At 34.3% G+C, this 24,279-nt stretch carries 17 protein-coding genes and 1 tRNA gene; 4 read left to right on the forward strand and 14 right to left on the reverse strand.

Annotated features, from left to right (window positions below):
* Window positions 1-50 precede the first annotated feature (50 nt).
* Window positions 51-1,571 (forward strand): bifunctional phosphoribosylaminoimidazolecarboxamide formyltransferase/IMP cyclohydrolase, encoded by a 1,521-nt coding sequence (purH, locus tag EJB00_RS04845; RefSeq protein WP_015587851.1) that lies wholly within the window; start codon window positions 51-53, stop codon window positions 1,569-1,571.
* A gap of 460 nt (window positions 1,572-2,031) precedes the next feature.
* Here purH and nth read toward each other — a convergent pair whose 3' ends face one another.
* From nth to icd, 3 genes are all read right to left on the reverse strand, one after another.
* A complete protein-coding gene (nth, locus tag EJB00_RS04850) occupies window positions 2,032-2,670 on the reverse strand; it encodes an endonuclease III (RefSeq protein WP_015587852.1) in 639 nt (212 codons plus the stop codon).
* Between the two features lie 26 nt (window positions 2,671-2,696).
* On the reverse strand, window positions 2,697-3,986 hold the full coding sequence (locus tag EJB00_RS04855) for a molecular chaperone DnaJ (RefSeq protein WP_135352699.1): 1,290 nt from the start codon (window positions 3,984-3,986) through the stop codon (window positions 2,697-2,699).
* A gap of 77 nt (window positions 3,987-4,063) precedes the next feature.
* Complete coding sequence (icd, locus tag EJB00_RS04860; RefSeq protein ID WP_015587854.1) at window positions 4,064-5,491, reverse strand: isocitrate dehydrogenase; 1,428 nt, start codon at window positions 5,489-5,491, stop codon at window positions 4,064-4,066.
* Window positions 5,492-5,635: 144 nt separating this feature from the next.
* On the opposite strand from icd, the gene EJB00_RS04865 reads away from it, so the two are divergent.
* Complete coding sequence (locus EJB00_RS04865) at window positions 5,636-6,097, forward strand: RDD family protein (protein WP_015587855.1); 462 nt, start codon at window positions 5,636-5,638, stop codon at window positions 6,095-6,097.
* Between the two features lie 65 nt (window positions 6,098-6,162).
* Here EJB00_RS04865 and purD read toward each other — a convergent pair whose 3' ends face one another.
* Both purD and serS read right to left on the reverse strand, forming a co-directional pair.
* The gene (gene purD, locus EJB00_RS04870; protein WP_135352700.1) at window positions 6,163-7,434 is read right to left on the reverse strand and encodes a phosphoribosylamine--glycine ligase; all 1,272 of its coding nucleotides are present in this window, start codon (window positions 7,432-7,434) and stop codon (window positions 6,163-6,165) included.
* A 33-nt stretch (window positions 7,435-7,467) separates the two neighbouring features.
* Window positions 7,468-8,748, reverse strand: coding sequence for a serine--tRNA ligase (serS, locus tag EJB00_RS04875; protein WP_015587857.1), 1,281 nt, complete (start codon window positions 8,746-8,748; stop codon window positions 7,468-7,470).
* Window positions 8,749-8,884: 136 nt separating this feature from the next.
* Between serS and EJB00_RS04880 the strand changes: the two genes are divergently transcribed.
* Window positions 8,885-10,339 (forward strand): hypothetical protein, encoded by a 1,455-nt coding sequence (locus tag EJB00_RS04880; RefSeq protein ID WP_191985147.1) that lies wholly within the window; start codon window positions 8,885-8,887, stop codon window positions 10,337-10,339.
* 12 nt (window positions 10,340-10,351) lie between these two features.
* Entirely contained in the window at window positions 10,352-11,302 is a 951-nt protein-coding gene (gene dusB, locus EJB00_RS04885; protein WP_015587859.1) for a tRNA dihydrouridine synthase DusB, read from the forward strand.
* A gap of 34 nt (window positions 11,303-11,336) precedes the next feature.
* On the opposite strand, the gene EJB00_RS04890 is transcribed toward dusB, so the two are convergent.
* The 9 genes from EJB00_RS04890 to tuf all read right to left on the reverse strand — a co-directional run bounded on the left by EJB00_RS04890 (window position 11,337) and on the right by tuf (window position 24,278).
* Window positions 11,337-19,856 (reverse strand): DNA-directed RNA polymerase subunit beta/beta', encoded by an 8,520-nt coding sequence (locus EJB00_RS04890; RefSeq protein WP_135352701.1) that lies wholly within the window; start codon window positions 19,854-19,856, stop codon window positions 11,337-11,339.
* 58 nt (window positions 19,857-19,914) lie between these two features.
* Window positions 19,915-20,316, reverse strand: coding sequence for a 50S ribosomal protein L7/L12 (gene rplL / locus EJB00_RS04895; RefSeq protein ID WP_015587861.1), 402 nt, complete (start codon window positions 20,314-20,316; stop codon window positions 19,915-19,917).
* 26 nt (window positions 20,317-20,342) lie between these two features.
* Window positions 20,343-20,861: a 50S ribosomal protein L10 gene (gene rplJ, locus EJB00_RS04900; protein WP_135352702.1), complete on the reverse strand. Its 519-nt coding sequence runs from the start codon at window positions 20,859-20,861 to the stop codon at window positions 20,343-20,345.
* A 12-nt stretch (window positions 20,862-20,873) separates the two neighbouring features.
* Complete coding sequence (gene rplA, locus EJB00_RS04905; RefSeq protein ID WP_015587863.1) at window positions 20,874-21,527, reverse strand: 50S ribosomal protein L1; 654 nt, start codon at window positions 21,525-21,527, stop codon at window positions 20,874-20,876.
* A gap of 4 nt (window positions 21,528-21,531) precedes the next feature.
* Window positions 21,532-21,972 (reverse strand): 50S ribosomal protein L11, encoded by a 441-nt coding sequence (locus tag EJB00_RS04910; protein WP_135352703.1) that lies wholly within the window; start codon window positions 21,970-21,972, stop codon window positions 21,532-21,534.
* A 2-nt stretch (window positions 21,973-21,974) separates the two neighbouring features.
* Window positions 21,975-22,811: a transcription termination/antitermination protein NusG gene (gene nusG, locus EJB00_RS04915; protein WP_015587865.1), complete on the reverse strand. Its 837-nt coding sequence runs from the start codon at window positions 22,809-22,811 to the stop codon at window positions 21,975-21,977.
* On the reverse strand, window positions 22,801-23,010 hold the full coding sequence (gene secE / locus EJB00_RS04920; RefSeq protein ID WP_015587866.1) for a preprotein translocase subunit SecE: 210 nt from the start codon (window positions 23,008-23,010) through the stop codon (window positions 22,801-22,803). The genes nusG and secE overlap by 11 nt, the downstream gene beginning before the upstream one ends.
* Before the next feature lie 10 nt (window positions 23,011-23,020).
* Window positions 23,021-23,093: transfer RNA gene (locus tag EJB00_RS04925), tRNA-Trp, on the reverse strand.
* 12 nt (window positions 23,094-23,105) lie between these two features.
* Window positions 23,106-24,278, reverse strand: a complete 1,173-nt coding sequence (gene tuf, locus EJB00_RS04930) for an elongation factor Tu (protein ID WP_015587867.1) — start codon at window positions 24,276-24,278, stop codon at window positions 23,106-23,108.
* Between the last annotated feature and the right edge of the window lies 1 nt (window position 24,279).

Raw genomic sequence — 24,279 nt, forward strand, 5'->3', positions numbered from 1 at the left:
TATATAGACAAATTTTCTTTTCTTAGATATAATCTTAAGAAACCTCCCATATGAAAATTAAAAGAGCTTTAATATCAGTATACGATAAGACAAATATAATTGAACTTGCATCGTTTTTGATGCAGCAACAAATAGAAATTCTCTCAACAGGAAATACTTATAAAGTGCTATCAGGTGCGGGAATAAAAACGCAAGAAGTTTCAGATTACACACAATTTCCAGAAATACTAGATGGCAGAGTGAAAACTTTACATCCTAAAATTCATGGAGGAATACTCTGTGATCGAAAAAGGCACGAAGAGGAAATGCAGAATCTAGAAATTAAGCCGATAGATCTGCTTATAACTAACTTATATCCATTTTGGAAAACGGTTAATAGCAACTCAAGTGAGAAGCAAATCATAGAACAAATAGATATAGGTGGAGTAGCATTAATTAGAGCTACAGCAAAAAACTTTCATTTCACTTCAGTGATTTCTAGAATTCAAGATTACGAAACACTGAAAGCTGAGATGATCAAAAATAACAATCAGACAACATTAGAATATAGAAAACATCTAGCAACTAAAGCATTTGCTCTGACTGCACAGTATGATTCTAATATTTACAATTGGTTTTTATCACAGGGTAAAAGCAATGAGTTACCAGAGTTTTTTACTCTATATGGATGTAAAGCACAAGGACTCAGGTATGGTGAAAATCCTCATCAAAAAGCTGCATTTTATAGCAATCAATTTAGCAAATATCCACTGGAGAAAATACATGGAAAAGAATTGAGCTATAATAATATAGTCGACATAGAGTCTGCACTTAACATAATTTCTGAGTTTCAAGAACCTGCAGCAGTGATAATAAAGCACAATAATCCATGTGGCGTTGCTGTTAGTGATAGTGCTTTAAAAGCATATGAAAAAGCTCTATCATGTGATGAAATAAGCAGTTTTGGTGGAATAGTTGCTTTCAATCGGGAGATAGATTTAAAGCTAGCAGAGAAATTAAACGAGATATTTTTGGAAGTGGTGATAGCACCATCGGTAAATAATGAGGTACTAAAAATTTTACAAAAAAAGAAAAATTTAAGAGTGATTATTCATCAATCTCTTCAGCAAAATGCAAAATATCAAATCAAAAATGTTGTTGGCGGGTTCTTAGTGCAAGAAAATAATAACCATACAGTAAAAGTAGAAGAAATAAACCGAGTGACAGAATGCACTACAACAAAAAAAGAGAAGGAAGATCTTATTTTTGCTTGGAAAATATGTAAACATGTAAAATCCAATGCAATAGTGATAGCAAAAGACGGTTGTGCTATTGGCATCGGTGCAGGACAAACAAGCAGAATAGATAGTGTGAATATTGCAGTAAAAAAAGCAGGTGAAAAATGTAAAGGCGCAGTGCTTGCTTCAGATGCATTTTTTCCATTTCCAGATAGTATAGTAGAAAGTGCAAAGCATGGAATTACAGCTATAATTCAGCCAGGTGGCTCATTGAAAGATCAAGACGTGATAGCAGCTGCAAATGAGAATAAAATTGCCATGTTTTTCACTGATGTTCGTAACTTTCTCCATTAAGCTTTGTATCCTGTCAAAATTATACCTACACAGGGCTTTGTTGCATAGCAGCTTATAGGTATGAAAATTGTAGTAAATTTATGTAGTTACTTTAAACTCAACTATACCTATCTGTAATTGTAAGCTGTACTCTTGAGCTCCTGATGCGATATAGCAAATCCTAAAATGCCTTGCTGTTTTTCTTTATAGACATTCAGCTTACCTTGTACATTAGTCTATCTGGATGACATTTTACTTTTTCTAGAATATAATAATTCCCTAGAAATTACCCCACTCAATTCTATTGTACCTTGTTTAACATTGAAACATGAGTCTGGAATCTAGAAATTTTTTAAGAACAAAAGTTATTCTAAATTTTTGTTGGTAAGAAAGACTGGATTTCAGTGTCAGCTACTCGGATGACACCATCATAGAGATCAGCTACTTGGATGATAAAAGTAAGAAATATCGAAGTGTTATACTAGACTTTATACCTCTTGCATTCAAACTCACATAAATCATGAATTGTGCACGCTTCACACAAAGGTTTTTGTGCCTTGCAAATGTATCTACCGTGTAAAACTAGCCAATGATGAGCATAAAGCAGGTATTTTTTTGGAACCACATTCAAAAGAGATTGCTCTGTTTTAAATATATCTTTTTCTTTCACAAGCCCAACTCTATTGCTTACTCTAAAAACATGAGTATCAATTGCCAATGTTGGAATACCAAGCCCCGAATTTAAGAACACATTAGCGCTCTTTCTCCCAACCCCTGGTAAAGATACCAAATCATCGAAATTAGTAGGCACTTTGCTATTGTACCTCTCAATCAATATTTTGCTGAGCCCGATTATATTTTTTGCTTTGGAATTATATAAACCAATACTGCTTATGTATTTTCTCAGCTCACTTTGCCCAAGATTTAGCATTTTTTCTGGCGTATCAACAATACTAAATAGCTCCCTCGTAATTTTATTAACACTGATATCGGTTGTCCGCGCTGATAGAACTATTGCAACTAATAACGTAAAATGATTGGTATAATTTAGCTCTATTTTCGGTATGGGATTTGATTGCTTGAATTTTTCAAATATCAATTCTACTTTTTTTGAGTTCACGTATAGAGCTAAAACTACACTGGTTACTATGCAAATTTAATTGCTTGAGGATTAGATAGTCCTTCAGTATTAACATCAGACATATCAGTTTTTACCTCATCAAAATTCCTTTCAGCAAACTCGCTTGCCACTTCTGCAAAACATTTTCTAACAAGAGGCATGATAATTGGCATCAATAATTTCCGCAAATCATACCATTTTAATAGGTCAGTTTCCTTTTGTACTCTATCTCTTGGATCCTCTTCTAGTAAATCTTTTGTGTGCTTGTCAGCATATATTTCACAGCCTTTTGAGAAAATAGGAGCTAATGCTTCAATTAATACTGCCAATAACAATAGTGGACCAAGTATAGCTCCATCAACAGTTAATCCATTAGCAATGAAATTTGTTGTAACTAAATAAACAGAAAAAGCAGCTAAAGGATAGTTGATAAGAAGTTTACTGCTTAGCGCAATATAGTTCATTTTACTCATGAATTCATCAGTAGAAATTTCTGAGTTTTTATACTTCTCCATATAATAATTCACTAATGAATTACAGAGTTTATTAATAATGATATTAAATGCTATGATCCACCATGAAAAATAGCAACCTATAGTAATTGTAGTTAATAGAGTTAAAGGCAGAAAACTTATTTTTGGGACTAACATTAGAGCATTTTTGCGCTCTATAAATTTCAATGCTAATGTCTTTTTATCTTCTTCAATTAGGCTTCTCTTTTCTTTTAGAGGAGTAATATAATTAAGTAATTGTATGCTTGGCTTTGCTATATATTGATATAACTCTTGCATTAACTTTGCAATTTGTACACTCTTCTGAAAATTATCTAAATTTGGATTTAATAAAACCCTCTCTATTTGAGCCTGAAGTTCATTATAGCTTTTGAAGTCTTCTCCAAACGAACGATCATTTCTTTTTAGTATAGCAATCAACCCATCAAAATCTTTACCTACAGCTTCTTTCTCACTGATTTTTAGCTCGTTAAACAACTTTCTCCTATAGTGAAACTCTCTTGCTGTTAAACGCCCATCACTTCCAGCGCCAATACTGACTTTAACACAAGGATTTCCTAATTCCAAAGGTTCAATATATTTTTTTAGCTCTTGATAGGCTTTATAAATTTGATCAAATCTATTTTTATCTCCACCCTTGTCAGGATGATTTACAAGAATTAACTTCCTATGCTGTTTCTTCAAAATTGAGCTAAGCTCTTCATAATTCTTGTCTACAACTTGTTTAGCTTCTATTTCCAACACATTAAACAAATCAGCATTATCACGAAACTCCTGACTAGTTAACTTAAAATGTTGACTCATTACTACGCCTCACATGAACATACTGTTAGTATAATACATTTTATGCTTTACACAAGCATAAACATGTTTAACTCTCATTAAGAGAAAAAACCCTCTTTCCCATCGTATAAATACAATTTGTCCATTCTCACTACATCAAAGTTATTTTCTTCGAGTTTTGTTAGTAAGTTATTCACGTCACTGTTTGTGATAGCTTTCTTTTCATTATCTGCAATAAACCTGCAGGTTATTTGATCGCTTGAAGATTCTGACTTTCCTGGCCAGATTGCAAGACCTTTTGAGTATATCGCTATAATCTTAGGATCACTTGATTTAAATAATTCTACTATTTGGTTAAAATTGCCAGATTTGTTCCAAGCAAGCGTTATGTCGCTACCAACTAGCTTTTTAGTTTTATAGTCCTGTTCATAGCTATCTTGTATTTTACTTGTTTTATTACTTGCACTATTGTCAATTATAAGTTCAGATAGTATTCCTGGTTTCTTTCCTAGATTATTTATAATAGCTTCTGCAAATTCTTTTGTACCCACTTTCTGTTTACTTTTTTTCTCCTTATATAAATCAGCAGTGTGTACTCCATCTTCCAAAGTCTTGAGCCACGCATCATAAATTAGTTTTGCAGTAGTAGCTTGATCTATGTAAATTAGCATATGCACTGCAGCATTTAAAAGACCAGAAGGATTAGCTATATTTTTTCCTTCAATATCAGGAGCAGAACCATGCACTGCTTCGAACATCGCATATTCATTACCTATGTTGCTACTTCCAGCAAGTCCTACAGATCCAGAGGTTTGTGCGACTATATCTGATAATATGTCACCATATAAATTCTCAGTTACTATAACATCAAAATTCTCGGGCTCTGTGGCAACTTTTGCCATTCCAATATCAACTATATAATGATCTGCCTTTATATCTGGGTATTCTTTTGCAACACGATCAAATGCTGCATGAAAAGTGCCGTCAGTCATTTTCATTATGTTATCTTTAGTCAGGCAAGTTACTTTCTTTCTATTGTGTTTTTGCGCATATTCAAAAGCGTATCTGCATATTTTCTCTGAACCGGATCTAGTAATAATTTTAGTGCATTGGTACGAGTCACCAGTGAGCCTATGCTCTATTCCCGTATAAACGTCTTCTTCATTTTCACGTATTACAACAACATCAAATTTATCGAATTTATTTTCTATAACAGGGTGATACGAAATGCATGGTCTGATGTTTGCATACAGCCCTAAATTCTTCCGCAGTGCAACGTTCAAGCTTTTGTGCCCTTTGCCTTGCGGAGTTGTTGTTGGAGATTTAAGTAACACTTTTGTCCTTTCAATAGACTCCCAACCACTCGGAGAAATTCCATGAGACCATTCCTTACTATAAACACGCTCTCCTATTTCAATAATATCTATTGAGATCTCTGCTTTCGCTTCACGCAATATCGACAGCACCGCTTCCATAATTCCTGGTCCGATACCATCACCATACGCAACTGTGACTGATGTTGACATAACTTCCTTAACTGTAAATGATTTAATGTTAATTCAAATAATATAGTGGCACAAGCAGCTAATATTACCCGAATTAGTATATTTACGATTATTTAATAACGCATCTTTATATTAGATAGTGATACTAGAAATATAAATGAGGCTATGAATATTGAAATAAATCATGTGGGCTTCATGAAGCGTACTGTAGCATCCACCCTTGATGCGGTCATATATTCACTCGCTTCTTTTTTATTTAAAGACTTTATACTTATACTATATATAGTAGTAGAAATACTAATGATAACAAGATTTGGTGGTACTCCAGGAAAATTATTGCTAAAAATATATATAAAAGATGCAAATACATTTACAGATGTTACCCTAAAACAGGTAACAATAAGATGCTTTTTTAGAAACTATTCTTGGATTATTTTTCTTCCAATTTGGCTGCTGTCTTATTATTACCTTGAACATCCTCAATTTGACTATATTGCCTTATGTTGTCTCTTGTGTCCTGTTGTAATATTAATTTTACTTTTTGTATTAGCAATATTTGATAAACGCAAACAAACGTTTTATGATAAGATTGCAAAAACAGTAGTAATAGAATATAAACCTAGTTGATGTTTTTCTTTAGTTGTCTGTATTATTGCTTACAAAGTGACTTTTTTGTTTCTGCATGAGCTAAATTAACTACCAATATCATACCTGAAGAATCCACCTGACCATTCTAGAAAATTTAATGCTGAGTACACTTTACTTTTAGCTTCTTCCATAGTGTTTCCTTCTCCTACTATATTTAGCACCCTTCCGCCATCTGAAATCCAATTGCCACTTTCATCTCGCTTAGTGCCAGCATGAAATACTAGCACTCCAGGAATGTTCTCAATTTTATCTAATCCTTTAATTACCTCTCCTTTTTGATAATCACCAGGATAGCCTTTACTTGCAACGACTACACAAACTGTAATTTTGTGATTAAACTCCACCATTTTTGTATTTAACTTGCCTTCTGCAACTGACAACATCAACTTTAGCAAATCACAATTTGGACCAAGTCTAGGTAACATAGATTGTATTTCCGGATCCCCAAACCTAACATTATACTCAAGAAGCTTTGGACTATCTTTGCAAATCATTAAACCAGCAAAGAGTACTCCTTTATAGGATGTTCCCATGTTAGTCAGTGCTTGAATTGTAGGATATATTATTTTTTGGATAATTTTTTGCTCCATCTCCTTACTTATAATCGAAGGTGATGAGTATGACCCCATGCCTCCAGTATTTTGTCCCTCGTTATTTTCACCAACTCTCTTGTAATCTTTTGCACACCCAAGGGTTATTACCTTCAACCCATCAATAAGAGCAAAAAAACTTACTTCCTCTCCAATTAAAAACTCTTCTATGATTATTTCTTCACCTGACTCACCAAGATTTTTCTCCACTAGCATTGAATCTATTGCTGAAAAAGCCTCATTTTCTGTGTGGCATATTATGACACCTTTCCCTGCTGCAATTCCATTTGCTTTAATTACAAGCGGCAATTTTATTTTATTACTACGGACAAAATTTTTAGCTAACCTCTCATCAATAAAACGCTCATACTTGGCGGTTGGTATACCATATTGTTTACATAGTTCCTTCGTAAAAGACTTTGATGCCTCAAGTTTTGCAGCTGCTTGACTTGGAGCAAAAACGTTTATCCCCTCCGCAGTTAAATCATCAGCAAGCCCATTAATTATCGGCTGCTCTGGACCAATAATTACTAGCTCTATATTTTCTTTCTTGCAAAATTGTGTAACATCAACTGAATCTTGAATATTTATATTCACAAGAACTCCAAAATTCTCCATGGCCGGGCGACCAGGAGTAACATATAACTTAGTCAAGGTAGGAGACTTCTTTAGAGCCCAAAGTAAAGCATGCTCACGCCCACCAGAACCTATAACCAAAACCTTCATCTTTATTTCCTCGCTTTTCTATATATGTCAAAATTATTGTTTGCTTATAACAGTATCATTACTCATATATCTTTGCAACACGTTTGGTATTGTAACTGACCCATCGGAATTTTGATAATTCTCCATTATGGCAACAATTGTTCTTCCTATGGCTAAAGCTGAGCCGTTTAAAGTGTGAACGTATTTTTTTGTTTTTCTGTCAGTTTCTAAGAAGTATTTAGTGTTCATTCTTCTTGCCTGGAACGTACCGCAATTTGAGCAGCTTGATATTTCTCTATATTTATTTTGCTCGGGTAACCATACCTCTATGTCATAAGTCTTTTGTGCAGCAAAACCCATATCGCCACTGCAAAGTAGCATTACTCTGTACGGTAATTCTAGTTTTTTTAATATCTCTTCAGCAACACTAGTCATACGTTCAAGCTCGTCTTTTGACTGGTCTTCAGTTGTGATGCTTACTAATTCCACTTTACCAAATTGGTGTTGCCTTATCATACCTCTTGTATCTCGTCCTGCGCTGCCAGCTTCTTTACGAAAACATTCTGAATATGCAGTAAAACGAATAGGCAGTTCTTTTTCTTCTATTATTTTGTCAGCAACTAAATTTGTTAAAAATACTTCACTTGTAGGAATTAATCTTAACTCATCGGTAGTTAAATATGAATCATCGGAAAATTTTGGTAGCTGACCAACGTTATACATCGCCTCGTTTTTCACCAGAGCTGGGTGATACACCTCAGTATAGGCAAATTCATTAACATGTGTTTCCAGCATAAAATTTATTAATGCTCGTCCAAGCTTAGCTAACTGTCCTTTTAATATTGTAAACCTTGATCCAGAAATTTTTGCTGCTTGCTCAAAATCCATCAAGCCTAACCTTTCTCCGAGTTCATAATGAAATTTTGGCATAAAACTAAATTGCCTTTTTTCTCCATATTTTCTGATTTCTACGTTGGAGCTCTCATCTTCACCTATTGGCACGTTTTGTGCAGGGATATTTGGTAAGTTAGATAAGATATTCATTAAGTTATCTTTCTCCGTTTGCTCTTTTAAGCTGATTGCTTTTATCTCATTTGTTATGTTTCTTGACACTTCTACCTCATTTTCAGAGGAGCTCTTGCTCATTTTAAGCTTCTTTATTTCCTCTGTGATTTCATTGCGCTGCCTATTTAAATCTTGCAATGTAGTAGTCAGTAATCTTCTTTCATCATCAACATCTAATATTTCTTTTGCAGTAAATTCTCTTATCCCCCTGATTTTCATTGCCCTTTCAAATCCTTCAGGGTTTTTGCGTATATCTTCTATATCATGCATATGTTGTGCTATTACTAACATCATTACTCTACTTCAAAAGCTTTGAATGCTCAATATTTTTACATATAAATGCTAATATTGATTTTACCTTCATAATTTGCTAGAATTAGTTAACGTAGTATTCATAAAATATAACATGTTGAGCGTCAAAAAAAAGCACAATACATTTAAAGAGAGTACTCACTTCACTAAACTTAAGGCTAGTGGAAGATTTGCTGTCTACGCTTTTTGTATATATTTGGCAACTACATTTACCATTGGCTGTTTGGGATTGATAATGGGATCTTTCCTCTTAACCTTACCGTTTGCTATGCTCATCTCCAACCCTATAGTTTGGATTTTAATGGGAATAGTGCTTACAGCAACATACAAGATGATTATTGAACCTTTATTTTACTTGGTAAAAGATTATGTTGATGGAAAAGGAGTTTCAGAGGGAAAAGAAAGCGATGCTAAAATTGATGAGCTATTAAAATCACCAAAGCAAGAGCAAGCTGTAAATAATCAAGGAAATCCAAAAACCCCAGATGGGGATAGTGGTATTGTACCAGGAAGTGAACCTGCCTCAAGTAACAATAGTCGTAGAAATTCTAATGCTTCAGGAGATAGTGGTTTGGGTGGCAAAGAGTTTCATGAAGATTTACAAACTCTTATGCATCAGACAAATAGAGAAAATTACTATTACTGGCTACAAGAACATGACATTTCTCATATTGCAAGAGCTGTATATAACTATTCAGAAAATTCAAGTGGCAATGTACTTTTTTGTATTCCTGGTGATGTGAGTACTTTAAACTCAAAACTGAAAGAGTATAAAATAGAACAAGGGAACACAAAAAAAATCTTTGCCTCGATTATTAATTTAGGAGGAAATCACTGGGTAACACTGATAGTCACATGTAATGGTAACAGACAATTTAGAGCTTATTATTGTGACTCATTTGGTAATAAATTACCAAATGAGGTTGAAGGAAAGGTAAAAGACGATATAAGTCTTGCTAATGAGATTGCTGAGAAGTGTCTATTACCCTTAAGTAATGAGGTGGGAAGTTTAATACGGGAAAGAGAAAATAATCCAGATAATGCTAGTCTTAAAGAGAAAAAAGATGATGTTGAAAAAACATTAGGTCATGCAAGAGAAGATAGAAATAAGTTAGTTAGTAAGCCAATTGATACTAGTTATATAGTGGGCATATTACAGGAAACCTTAGAGATAGGGAATGATAGCATAAAGAGTCCTGCGGTTGATCAGCAAAAAGATGGCTGTAATTGTGGAGTATTTGCTTTAGAAAATGCTCATAGGATTACGGAAATGCTCAACGAAGATAAATCATTTGATGAAATTGACAGAGAATTATCAAAGCACAAGCCTAGGCCAGGACAATTGCACGAGAAGAGAAGAGAGTTCGCAAAAGCACTTATGGAGGATGAAGAGTGGAAAGAATCCATTGCTGAAGGTGGAATTTTACATGATACTATACAGCAGCTCATTCCTGAAGATAGTAAGAAAGAGGAGGCAGAATCTACCACAAGTTCGATTATTCAAAATGTTGTTACAACATGTGCAAAATATTTGGGCCTCAGTAATTAATCAATAAGATCTATGTCCCTTCAAATAGGAAATTTGGCTATTGATTCTCCGGTTATTTTAGCACCAATGTCTGGAGTGACTGATTATCCATTTAGGAGTATTGTAAAAAAACTTGGTGCAGGTTTGTTAGTCTCAGAAATGATTGCAAGCAGGGCTATGATCATGCAAACTCTACAGAGTATGCAAAAAGCAAAAGTTGATGAACTAACCGCTGTACAACTTGCTGGTTGTGAGCCTGATATTATGGCGGAAGCTGCAAAGCTAAATGAGGACATGGGTGCGAAAATCATAGATATAAATTTTGGTTGTCCAGTTAAAAAAGTTGTAAACGGTTACGCAGGGTCAGCACTTATGCGTGATGAAAAAAAGGCTGCTGAGATAATAGAAGCTGTAGTCAAGGCAGTGAGTGTGCCAGTTACAGTAAAAATGCGTACTGGATGGAATGACGAAAATCGTAATGCTCCGCGCTTGGCAAAAATTGCAGAAGATTTGGGAGCAAAGATGATTACTGTACATGGAAGGACAAGGGCACAGCTTTATAATGGTCAAGCAGATTGGAAATTCGTTAGAAATGTTAAAGAGCAGGTAAAAATTCCAGTTATAGTAAATGGAGATATTAAGAGTTTGAATGATGTTCAAAGTGCACTTAAAGAATCTGGGGCAGATGGAGTAATGATAGGTCGTGGTGCTTACGGCAAACCTTGGCTGATTAATCAAGCAATAAACTTTTTGAGTGGAAATAAAGTTTCTGAGCCAACAGCCTTAGAGAGATTAAGCATAATACTCAAGCATTATGACAGTATTCTTGAGTACTATGGAAGCGATACAGGAATAAAGATGGCCCGCAAACATATAGGATGGTACAGTAGCGGGCTTCAAAACTCATCTGAATTTCGTGTAAGAGTAAATAACATAATAGACAGCACAGAGGTGAAAGAAAATATAATCGATTTTTTTAGTTAAAAACAGATTAAACATACTACCTCATTAGCTATATTCAATTTGACTGATCATAGTGCAATGCCACCACACTCTCTTCTTCATCAGAATGTAATTGATAACTATTATCACTCAGCAATTTTTCGTCATAAGTCTCAATATCAAAATATTTTTCATATTTATCTATATTTTCACAAAGCGAAAGTGCTTTCACCTTATTCATAACCAGACCCGTACCAGCAGGAATTAATCTTCCTACTATAACATTTTCTTTTAACCCACTCAAAGGATCACTCTTTCCGCAAAATGCTGCTTCCGTAAGTACTTTTGTTGTTTCTTGGAAAGAAGCAGCAGAAATAAAGGAATTAGTTTCAAGGCTTGCTCTAGTAATGCCCTGCAGAATAGGAAGATAATGAGCAGGTCGTTTTCCAGAGTTATTCATAGCATCATTTTCTCTATCAATTTCCAGCCTGTCGATATTTTCTCCAATTAAGTACATAGTATCACCAGGATCGGTAATTTCTACTTTTTGTAGCATTTGCTTTAAGATCACTTCTAAATGCTTGTTATCTATGCGCACACCTTGCAATCTATAAACTTGCTGTATTTCAGAAATCATATAGTGTGCTAACGCTTCTAACCCAAGCACACGTAGAATATCATGAAGATCAGGATCGCCATCCATCAATAAATCACCTTTACGCACAAAATCACCTTCATTGACTATTACATGCTTACTTCTTGATACTAAATACTCAACTGGAGAAGCTTGCTCATCTACAGATTTAATTACTATACTGCGTTTTCCTCTACGGTCTTTTTCAGAGAACATTACATAGCCATCTATTTCACTAACGATAGAATGCTCTTTAGGACGACGTGCTTCAAATAATTCTATAACCTTAGGCAAGCCACCAGTAATATCACGAGTTCTAACTGACTCTCTCGGCGTTCTTGTGATAACATCACCTGCATGAACCTTTTGGCCATCCTGTACATTAAGCACTGCACCAACTGGTATAAAGTAACATGCTTCCACACCACTTGAAAGTGTTATTACTTTTTCATTATCATCAAGCAGTGCAATACGAGGACGTAAATTCGCTACACCAGAGTGCAATTTCCAATCTTTTACTACTCTATTTGATATTCCTGTAGATTCATCCATCACTTCAGTGATTGAAATTCCATCTTTTAAATCCTGGTAAGATATTGTACCACTCTTTTCCGTAATAATAGGTAGTGTATACGGATCCCATTCCGCAACTTTATCACCAATTTTTACTAACTCACCCTCATTTACATAAAGTTTAGCACCATAAGGCACACTGTGCTTCAATTTTTCACTACCAAGGCTATCAATTAAGACGATTTCACAGGAACGGCTTATCACAATTTTATTTCCGTTTTTATCTATAATTATATTACTATTGTTTAATTTTATTCTAGCATTAATAGAAGCTATAATATTCGAGGATTCAACACCTCTAGTCATTACCCCACCTATATGGAAAGTACGCATCGTTAACTGAGTACCTGGCTCTCCAACAGATTGAGCAGCGATAACACCAACTGCTTCACCTATTGAAACAATTTTACCAGTTGCAAGGTCTCTTCCATAACACAAAGAACACACACCAGGACTTATTTCACAAGTTAAAGGCGATCTAATTTTTATAGCATCAAGACCTGCAATGTTGATTTGCTTTACTTTATCTTCATCAATTAATTCCCCTGCTTTTAATAATAACTCTTTGGTTACTGGGTTATACATATCATTTGCAGCTGTTCTACCCAGTACAACACTCTCTAGAGATGCAACTATAGTACTACCTTCAACTATAGCTCTTACAATAAGGCCATTTTTCGTTTTACAGTCATGTTTTGTAACTATGCAATTTTGAGATACATCAACCAAGCGACGAGTTAAGTATCCAGAATTTGCAGTTTTAAGTGCAGTATCAGCTAAACCTTTACGCGCACCGTGAGTAGAATTAAAGTATTCAAATACATTTAATCCTTCGCGAAAATTAGAAATTATAGGTGTTTCTATAATTTCACCAGAAGGTTTGGTCATTAACCCTCGCATTCCTGCTAACTGCTTCATCTGGGAAGTAGAACCTCTTGCACCGGAGCTAACCATCATATATATTGAATTGTACTTACTATTTTCATCATACACAGATATCGCTTTTAACATATCATTCGCTATTATATCTGTGCACTTAGACCACTCATCTATAACTTTATTATACCTCTCACTTTTAGTGATTAGTCCGTCTTGATACTGTGCAGAAAATTTCTTAATTTCACCCCTTGTATAATCAACGTGTGTAGCTTTAGTTTCAGGTATGACCATATCGCAACGACTAAAAGAAGTACCAGAAAATGTAGCATACTCAAAGCCAAGTGTCATCAATTTATCAGAAAATACCACTGTAGCACTTTGACCGCAGCTACGATATACTAAATCAACAATGCTAGTTATTTCCTTAACTGTTAATACCTGATTTATTAAATCGAAGCTTAGATTCTCATGTTTAGGAAAAATCTGCCATAATATTAAACGTCCAGGAGTTGTAAAAATAATTTTATACTGAATGTTTCCATCGCTATTGATGTATTCCATTTTGTACTTTATACGAGAATGAATATGTAAAGTACCGTTGTTTAAGGAATGCTCAACTTCACAAAAAGCACAGAAAAGTGGTAAATCATCCTCCTTAAGTTGCTGTAAAGTTAGGTAGTATATACCAAGCACTATATCTTTACTAGGAACTATGATCGGTCTTCCATTAGAAGGACTTAAAACGTTATTAATTGACATCATCAACACTCTAGCTTCAAGTTGAGCTTCCAATGAAATTGGCACATGTACCGCCATTTGATCACCATCAAAGTCAGCGTTAAATGCTGTACAAACAAGTGGATGAAGTTGTATTGCTTTACCTTCAATAAGGACTGGCTCAAAAGCCTGAATACCAAGCCTATGTAGCGTAGGCGCTCTATTTAGCAAAACAGGATGCTCTTTTATTACTTCTTCAAGCATATCCCAAACTTCTGGCTTTTCTGCTCTTATTAACTTACTAGCAAATTTAATAGTTGGAGCCATTCCATATATTTTAAGCCTTGAGTAAACAAAAGGTTTGAATAACTCAAGAGCCATTCTTTTCGGTAATCCACACTGATTTAGTTTCAAAGTTGGACCAACAACTATTACAGAACGTCCAGAGTAATCTACCCTTTTTCCTAAAAGATTCTGACGGAAACGACCTTGCTTTCCTTTCAGCATATCGCTAATAGACTTTTTATATCCAGTAGCGCCAGCTTTATTTACTAGAGTATTACGACGACTATTATCAAAAAGAGAATCAACTGCCTCTTGTAACATTCTTTTCTCATTACGAATCATAATCTCAGGAGGATTTAAACTTAACAATTTTCTCAATCTATTATTTCTATTAATAATAGTTCTATAATGATGATTTAAATCAGAAACTGCAGGTCGACCACTTTCAAGCGATACCAAGGGACGCAAGTCAGGTGGTAAAATAGGTATAGCTGTAAGTATCATCCACTCAGGTCTGTTTCCAGACTTGATAAAATTTTCAACAATACGTAATCTCTTTATAATTTTCTTTCTTCTTATTTCAGAAGCAACAGACTCTAACTCCTGTCTTAAATTCTTCCTAATTTCATGTAAATCAAGGCGTGTTAGCAATTCTCTTATAGCTTCAACACCTTGCATAGCTATAAAGCTATCGACCCCATAGCTATCTTTAGCTTCATTATAAGCTTTCTCACTAATAATTTCACCTTTTTCAAAAGAGGAAACAAGAGGATCTATTACAACATAATTATCACTATATAAAATACTTTCGATATCTCTAAGAGACATATCTAATAATGCTCCAATCCTTGAAGGAAGTGACTTCAAAAACCATATATGAGCAACAGGAGATGCAAGCTCTATATGACCCATTTTTTCTCTTCTTACTTTAGAAGATGTAACTTCTACTCCACATTTTTCGCATATACGGCCCCTATGTCTTCTTTTTTTGTACTTTCCACATAAACATTCATCATCATTGACAGGACCAAAAACTTTAGGACAAAATAATCCACCTTTCTCAACTTTGAATGTACGGTAGTTTGCAGTTGAAACATCCGTTATCTCTCCATAAGACATACGTTTAATACTTTCAGGGCTAGCAATGGAAATGCTAACCTCATTAAAAGATTGTGCGATATTAGTATGAGATATATCTTCAATTACTATGTCATTTTGCTTCAAATCCACATTAAAACACAAGGAACGCAACTCTTTTATCATGACATTAAAGGATTCAGGAATTCCACATTCAAAGTTACTGTCACCTTTTATTACCGATTCATAAATCTTAACCCTGCCATTAATGTCATCAGACTTCACAGTTAACATTTCCTGCAAAGTGTAAGCAGCACCGTAGGCTTGCAATGCCCAACATTCCATTTCACCAAAACGCTGACCACCAAAATGAGACTTTCCTCCAAGAGGTTGTTGAGTAACTAAGCTATAAGGTCCTACTGAACGCGCATGAATTTTACCATCTACTAAGTGATGCAACTTAAGCATGTACATGTAACCAACTGTAACTTTGCGATCAAACTTCTCACCCGAGCAACCATCATATAATACAACTTGCCCAGAGTTATCCAATCCAGCAAGTTCAAATAGCTTTACTATTTGTTCATCTTTTGGACCTTCAAATACAGGTGCAGTAACAGGAATGCCATTACGCAACTTATACGCAAATTCAATGAGGTGATTATCATTAATATCGCGAATGTTATTACAAATAGATAAATTACTGCCACAACTATAAACCTCAATCAGGAAGTGACGTAAACTACTGTGTGCATCTTTACAAGAGTTAAAATAATTCTCTACTAATGTAGTCAATTCATTATTTAATTCATCCTTATTAGGCGTGTCTAAAATAGAAGCCGTTATTTCATCATCATTAATATCCTCAAATTTTTTATTATCAAGATATAATGCTGCAAATTTTACAAAATCATCATCACTGAGAGATCTAATTGCCTCACAAAAAGCACGTTTGATTTTATTGATCTCATCAAGAATATTGCCTACTTTTTCTCCTAATTTTTTACAAGCCCAACCTACATGCGTTTCCAATATTTGCCCTACATTCATTCGTGAAGGAACGCCAAGAGGGTTAAGAATAATATCAATAGGAGTACCATCTTCTAAATAAGGCATATCTTCTACTGGAACAACTCGAGAAATCACACCTTTATTTCCATGTCTACCAGCCATTTTATCCCCTGGCTGTAAACTATGTTTTACAGCAATAAAAACTTTTACTGACATCGACACACCTTGAGGCAGATCATAGCCTTCATGCAATTTTTCTACTTTTCGCTTAAAGTTTGTTATTGCATGTGATACTTTTTCATCAAAATCTTTTTTTAAGTTCTCAACTTGCTTAGAAATAGATTGGTTTTTCAATCCTATATCCCACCATCCCTCACGTTCAATAAAATTAATACTTTCTCGATCTTGAGAGCCAGAATTAATAAGAATTTTTCTTAATTCATCATAGAAATATTGATTAATAACATTGATTATATGGTCTCGTTCTTTCTCAAAGTCGTTTGCCTCTTTTTGCTTAATAAGAAACGCTCTTTCGTTTTCTTCTTCCCCTCTGCGTGTAAAGACCTGCACATCAATCACTATCCCTTCAATATCTGGAGATGTATATAAAGAGGAATCCACACAATCGAATGACTTTTCACCAAAAATTGTCATTAACAATTTTGTCTCAGGAGGCAATGAAAGAGAATGCTTAGGTGTAACTTTCCCCACCAAAATATAACCTGGACCAACTCTTGTACCAACCTTTACTATACCACTATCATCCAAGTGATAAAGATTTTCTTCATTAACACCGGGTATGGCACAAGTTATTTTTTCCGACCCTAAAGGAGTGTCATGTACAACACATTCAAATTCTTCTATATGAATAGAAGTAAATAGATCTTTTTTAACAACTTCACTAGAAATAATGATTGAGTCTTCAAAATTATAACCTTGCCAAGACATAAAAGCGACTAGCAAGTTTTGGCCAAGTGCCAATTCACCGCTATTAATAGCAGGACCATCAGCTATCACATCACCTTCCTTAACACAATCACCTACATGCACCAGTGGTTTCTGGTTAATACAAGTATTATGGTTAGAACGCTGAAATTTTCTTAGATGATAAATATCTACATCCAAGTAGTTAATTCCTTCTTTGTCAAAAGCACGTATAACTATAGAGTTACTATCTGAGCTGTCAACTATGCCACCACGTTTTGCTAAAACTACAGCACCAGAGCCAGAAGCTACGAAAGACTCCATACCAGTAGCAACCAAAGGAGCAGTAGGCTTCAATAAAGGTACAGCTTGACGCTGCATATTTGAACCCATTAACGCTCTATTAGCATCATCATTTTCTAAAAATGGAATTAAAGAAGCAGCAACCGATATTACCTGCTTAGGAGATAAATCAATGTAACTTACTTGATTACTATTTACCATTACAAAGGTACCAGAATACCTACAGTATAACATATCATCAACAAAGCAATTGTTTTCATCAAGCTTTGCGCTGGTATCGGCTATATAATATAAACCTTCATCTATAGCAGACAGATACTCAATTTGATCAGTAACAACCTTATTAACTACTTTCTTATAAGGACTTTCAATAAACCCATATTTATTAATACGAGCGTATATAGCTAAGCTGTTAATTAAGCCTATATTCTGCCCCTCAGGAGTCTCAATAGGGCAAATTCTTCCGTAATGAGTTGGATGAACATCACGCACTTCAAATCCCGCCCTCTCTCTTGTTAAACCACCAGGACCTAACGCCGACAACCTTCTTTTATGTGTTATTTCAGATAATGGATTAGTCTGATCCATAAATTGAGATAATTGGGAAGAATTGAAAAAATCTCTTAAGACATTGGTTAACACTTTTGGGTTTATAAAATCAGATGGAGAGACTTTATCTAAACTAGAAGTAGACATAGAATCAACTACTGCCCGTCCCAATTTTAATAATCCAGTTCTAAATTGATTTTCTATAAACTCTCCAACTGAACGGACTCTTCTATTTGCTAAATGATCAATATCATCTACAGATCCTTGACCATCACGTAACAATACTATTTTTCTTATAATTTCAATAATGTCTTCATGTGTTAAAGTAGTTAAATTTTCCTCATAATTTAACCCAAGACAAGAGTTAAGTTTTAATCTACCAATGTTAGACAAATCATAATATTCCAGACTGAAGAAAAGATTACGAAAAAACTCCTCTACTATCTTTAAAACAGGAACTTCACCAGGACGCAAAACTTTATATATTTCATATAGAGCGTTCTCATAAGACATATTTTCATCTAAGAAAAGTGTGTTTAATATGTAAGGTCCAACAGAAACATTATCTATGTTCAACACTGATATTTTATCTATAGATAATAATTCAAGCTTTTTTATATCCTCTAATTTTATAGATTCACCAGCAGATAAGATTTTTGTAGAACTAGCACTATCTATTAAATCTTCTGCAAGAAATAAACCACATATAGAATCATAAGGAATTAGATACTCTTTCAACCCGTTATCATATAGATTTTTAGCTAATTTTGAAGTAATACGAACATTAGCTTTAAGTAACACATTGCCTTCAACATTCTTTAAATCGAAAGGAAGCCTCACTCCCTTGAATTTATCAGGGAAAAAAGGTACTTTCCAGCCACTTTTATGTTTTATATACTCTATTTTTTCATAAAGTCTATTAAGTATGTCATTATTTGATAAGCCCAAAGCCTTTAATAAAACTGATATTGGCAACTTTCTCTTTCTATCAATACGAAAATACAAATGATCTTTAACATCAAACTCAATATCAAGCCAAGAACCTCTATAAGGAATAACTCTAGCAGAATAGATCAATTTGCCAGAATTATAAGTTTTTCCCTTATCACTATCAAAAAACACTCCAGGAGATCTATGCATTTGTGAAACGATAACTTTCTCTACGCCATTGATGATGAAAGTACCTTTATCAGTCATCATAGGCAATTCACAAAAGCGAACCTCCTGCTCTTCAGCAGATTTTATAACAGTTGCAAGCTTAGAATGATCATCACCTTCTTTAATCTCTTGATATTTTTCAAGAGAAACACCATCCTGCATAATAACAAGACGTATAGAAGCAATAACCTGAGCAGAAAAAGTTATACCACGTTTTATACATTCAGATTCACTATATTTAAGATCATCTACCCTACAATTCAAAAATTCGATAGTAGCCCTATGCAAAGGATCAGATATTGGAAAAATTGTATGAAAGATAGCTTTAAGTCTTTCATTACTCTCATTATTAGGAGTAAAGGAATTATATGACCCCTTTTGGACTTTAACCAAATCCAACAAAGAATCTTTTAAATCAATCGACCTGGAATAAGAAACTCTAGGAACAAAAGCACTAGAAGCACACATATAAGAAGAATCAACCATTAAAATACCTTCACTAATTAAAAGAGCTATATCAACATAAAATTAATATACTAACATTTTATTCAAGCTCAACTTTAGTTGCTCCTGCTTCAATAAGTTTTTGCTTTATTTTTTCTGCTTCGTCTTTAGAAACATTAGCAGTCAAATCTTTGGGTAAAGACTCAACTAACTCTTTCGCTTCTTTTAAATTCAATGTAGAATTAACTTCTCTAATAGCTTTAATCACTCCTATTTTTTTGCTTGCATCAATCTCTTTGATTACAACTTTATATTCAGCTTTTTCTTGAGCAACAGGAGCAATAGCATTATCACTAATAGGCACCCCAGCACCAACAGCTCCACCAAGAAAAGAACCACTAGGCAACCCTATTTTTTCTTCTAGAACTTTTACAAGTTCAGAAGCCTCTAATAGATTTAAAGATAATATTTTATCAACCAAATCACTTGTTACATTATTCATACTTACCACCTTATTTAACAACAAATTTATTTTTTAGAACTACAGTAATCCAAAACTCTCATAAGCCTCATAGAAGATGAATTAATAGACAATGCTAACCGAGCAGGAATATCATAAGATATTAAACGCATAATTTTAATACGCAATTCATCCAGAGAGGGAAGCTTAGCCAATTTATTAACATCTTCCACTGTTAATAATTCATTTATATGAGCCGCACAAATCACAGACATTTTTTCTTTGTTAGCATTAATAAAATCAACTATTACCTTTGCAGCTTCTACTATAGCGCTAGAGTATATAATAGCAACAGAACCAGAAAATTTACCTGATAAATAAGAAAATTTACCAGTCCTTTCCAAAGCCAAGCAAGCTAGAGTATTTTTAACTACTAACATCCCACCCATTACAGATTTTAGACTATTCCTAAGAATTAATGAATTGCTAACATTCATAGACTTGAAATTTATCAATATTAAGAAATCATTATTTACAAACACATTCATTATGTTTTGTATAAATTCATCCTTATCTTTACGCTTCACAATTTCTCTCCCTTAAATTATATCTTCTACTTTGTTTATTTTATGAGCTTTACCCATAGTTGAATTTAAAAAAACGCTTTTAAAGTAAACTCCTTTCACAGAAGCAGGTTTATTGTCTCTAATTACTTTAAGAAAGGCTTTTAAATTTTCCAGCAAATCATCAATATCAAATTTAATACTTCCTAATTTACCATGAATAACCCCATTTTTATCCGTCCTGAATTTTATTTGACCAGACTTAATGGTTTTAGTAGCTTCCGCAATGTTAGAAGTCACAGTACCAAATTTAGGATTAGGCATCAGCCCTTTAGCACCCAATACTTTTGCAATAGGAGTGATTTTTGCCATGAAATCAGGAGTAGTGATGCACCAATCAACATTCAACTTTCTACCTTTTTTTATCTCTTCAACTAAATCTTCTCCTCCTGTAATATCAGCACCAGCTTTTTCAGCTTCTAATAAATGTTTATCTTGAGCAAAAACAGCTACTTTAATATTCTTCCCGATACCTTTAGGCAAAACTACTGTACCACGCACCTGCTCTTCAGATTTACGTGAATCTACACCTAAATTGACTGCGATATCAACTGATTCATTAAATTTTGCTGAAGCAGACTCAACAACCTTCTCCAAACATTGCTTAGAATTATCATTATATGTACTCATTTACCTAACCTTCCACAACTTCTATACCCATAGATTTTGCAGTGCCTATAACCATCTTCACTGCTGAATCTTCATTATCCACTTTCATATCAAACATCTTACACTTTGCCACTTTAATGATAGCAGACATAGATAATTTAGCCACTAATTCTTTACCAGAATTACCAGAACCTTTACTTAATTTAGCTTCCTGCTTAAGCAAATAAGCCACAGGCGGACCGCTGACAGTAAAATCATGAGAGCGATCATCCTTTATGGAAATTCTCACTGTTACTAAATCACCTACTTTATAACTAGCGTTAGCAGCGCTAGTAGCTTTATTAAAAGCTTCACAAAATTTAGAAACAGGTATACCACGCGGGCCAAGTACTGAAGCAATTTTCGGTCCTGGAACTGCTTTCCCAGCTTCCATAAGTAAGTTAATCTTAGCAACTATATTACTCATAATTAATCCTCTATTTTCTCTACTTGAGCCAAATCAAGCTCTATTATTGTTGGCTTACCTAAGATTGATACTTCAACATTAATAATTTTTTTCTCATCATTTACCATATCTATCTTACCAGTAAAATTTTGAAAAAGACCATCATTAATTTTTACTTTTTCACCTTTCTCATAACCATAACTCAACTTTTTCGTTTCTTGAGCATTGTAAAGCGCACTACACATTGAGCGAATCTCATTATCCTCAATCACCTTTGGAACATTACCATTTTTCAAAAATCCATAAACCTTAAGAGATTTTGGTATATTATTAATAAAATTTAATACCTCATCGCATAAATTCATGTATAAAAAGACATAACCAGGAAAGGACTTCCTTCGTTTAGCATTTTTTTTAGATTTTAAATCCATCTCACTTAATTCTTCACAAGGAATAAAAACCCTATTAAAATAATTATTAATATTCAATCTCATAGAATTTTCTAATATATATTGGCGCACTTTCTCTTCATAATTAGAGGCAACTCTTAAAATGTACCACTTATATCTATTAAATTCCTTGCGTTTTAAAATTACCTCATCATCTGAAATCATCTCAAAATGACCAGACTCATCACCACAAAACCCAGTCATTTGATTCAAAATATTTTTGCTTTCATCACACAGATGCATACATATATATACTTCGCATAACTCTTTTATATCAGATTTTATATCACATACTGTCTGATAAGGAATAAATACCTCCTTAAAGTAAACAGTATTGACTGCCAACTCGCATATATCCTTCTCATACCCGTAATCGACTTTAATGATATACCACTTATACTTATATTCCATAAATAATTCCAAATAAAGTCTTAATTACGTAAAGAGACATAAAATCTACGAAGCAAAAGAAAATCGAAAAGCATAATATAACAATTATTACAATAAACAAAGATGACAATACCTGCTGTTTTTTTACCCAAGCAATTCTCCTTATTTCTTGCTTTATATCACAAAAAAAAACATACAGGTTTTTTAACATTTCTACCATAATATTAATGCAGGAGCGATAGGAATTGAACCTACAACCTCTGGTTTTGGAGACCAGCGCTCTACCAATTGAGCTACACTCCTATAATTCAAAGTTTACTCTAAAATTTCCGAAACAACGCCAGAACCAACAGTTCTACCACCTTCTCTTATCGCAAAACGCAATCCTTTATCCATTGCTATTGGTACTTGCAACTCCACTTCTATACTTACATTATCCCCTGGCATTACCATCTCCTTTCCATCTAGCAATTTTATGCTCCCAGTTACATCCGTTGTTCTTAAATAAAACTGTGGCTGATAATTTCCAAAAAATGGTGTATGCCTTCCTCCTTCTTCTTTCTTCAATATATACACCTCCGCATTAAATTTCTTATGCGGGGTTATTGTCCCTGGTTTTGCCAATACTTGCCCTCTCTCCACTTCTTCTCTCTTTGTTCCTCTTAGTAATATTCCTACATTGAGTCCTGCACTTCCCTTATCTAGCAACTTCTTAAACATCTCAACACCAGTACATATCGTCTTTTGTGTCGCTTTCAGACCTATTATCTCTATCTCATCCCCTGTCTTTACCTCCCCCTTCTCTATTCTTCCTGTTACTACCGTCCCTCGGCCCGATATTGAAAATACATCTTCTATTGGCAACAAAAACGGCAAATCTATAGGCCTTGGAGGTACTGCTACATACTCATCTAACTTCTCCATCAATTTATCTATTGATTTCTTTCCATACTCACTACTATCATCCTCTAATGCTTTTAACGCAGACCCAACTATCACAGGCACTTCATCACCTGGAAATCCATACTTACTCAGCAACTCTCTCACTTCCATTTCCACCAAATCTATCATATCAGCATCAGCAACATCAGCTTTATTTATATATACCACGATATATCCAACACCCACCTGTTTTGCTAGCAATATATGCTCTCTCGTTTGTGGCATCGGCCCATCAACCCCCGACACTACCAATATCGCTGCATCCATCTGTGCTGCACCTACTATCATATTCTTTACATAATCAGCATGTCCAGGGCAATCAACGTGTGCATAGTGTCTCTTTTCTGTTTGATATTCAACATGCGCTGTTGCTATTGTTATTCCTCTCTTTCTTTCTTCTGGCGCTTTATCTATTTGATCATATGCTACAAAATTACCATAATGCTTTGTTATCGCCGCTGTTAACGTTGTCTTCCCATGATCCACATGTCCTATCGTTCCCACATTTACATGCGGCTTTCCAAATGCTTCTACTATCGCTGTCATA

This window comes from Wolbachia endosymbiont of Drosophila mauritiana (assembly GCF_004795975.1).
Taxonomy (GTDB): Bacteria; Pseudomonadota; Alphaproteobacteria; order Rickettsiales; family Anaplasmataceae; genus Wolbachia.

Excerpts from the sequence above, each read along its gene's own strand:
- EJB00_RS04910 (WP_135352703.1), bottom strand. The coding sequence starts at position 21,972 with ATGAGTAATATAGTTGCTAAGATTAACTTACTTATGGAAGCTGGGAAA.
- rplL (WP_015587861.1), bottom strand. The coding sequence starts at position 20,316 with ATGAATAATGTAACAAGTGATTTGGTTGATAAAATATTATCTTTAAAT.
- purD (WP_135352700.1), bottom strand. The coding sequence starts at position 7,434 with ATGAAGGTTTTGGTTATAGGTTCTGGTGGGCGTGAGCATGCTTTACTT.
- secE (WP_015587866.1), bottom strand. The coding sequence starts at position 23,010 with ATGGTAGAAATGTTAAAAAACCTGTATGTTTTTTTTTGTGATATAAAG.
- EJB00_RS04865 (WP_015587855.1), top strand. The coding sequence starts at position 5,636 with ATGAATATTGAAATAAATCATGTGGGCTTCATGAAGCGTACTGTAGCA.
- serS (WP_015587857.1), bottom strand. The coding sequence starts at position 8,748 with ATGCATGATATAGAAGATATACGCAAAAACCCTGAAGGATTTGAAAGG.
- EJB00_RS04880 (WP_191985147.1), top strand. The coding sequence starts at position 8,885 with ATGTTGAGCGTCAAAAAAAAGCACAATACATTTAAAGAGAGTACTCAC.
- EJB00_RS04855 (WP_135352699.1), bottom strand. The coding sequence starts at position 3,986 with ATGAGTCAACATTTTAAGTTAACTAGTCAGGAGTTTCGTGATAATGCT.
- EJB00_RS04890 (WP_135352701.1), bottom strand. The coding sequence starts at position 19,856 with ATGGTTGATTCTTCTTATATGTGTGCTTCTAGTGCTTTTGTTCCTAGA.
- purH (WP_015587851.1), top strand. The coding sequence starts at position 51 with ATGAAAATTAAAAGAGCTTTAATATCAGTATACGATAAGACAAATATA.
- nusG (WP_015587865.1), bottom strand. The coding sequence starts at position 22,811 with ATGGAATATAAGTATAAGTGGTATATCATTAAAGTCGATTACGGGTAT.
- dusB (WP_015587859.1), top strand. The coding sequence starts at position 10,352 with ATGTCCCTTCAAATAGGAAATTTGGCTATTGATTCTCCGGTTATTTTA.
- icd (WP_015587854.1), bottom strand. The coding sequence starts at position 5,491 with ATGTCAACATCAGTCACAGTTGCGTATGGTGATGGTATCGGACCAGGA.
- rplA (WP_015587863.1), bottom strand. The coding sequence starts at position 21,527 with ATGAGTACATATAATGATAATTCTAAGCAATGTTTGGAGAAGGTTGTT.
- tuf (WP_015587867.1), bottom strand. The coding sequence starts at position 24,278 with ATGACAGCGATAGTAGAAGCATTTGGAAAGCCGCATGTAAATGTGGGA.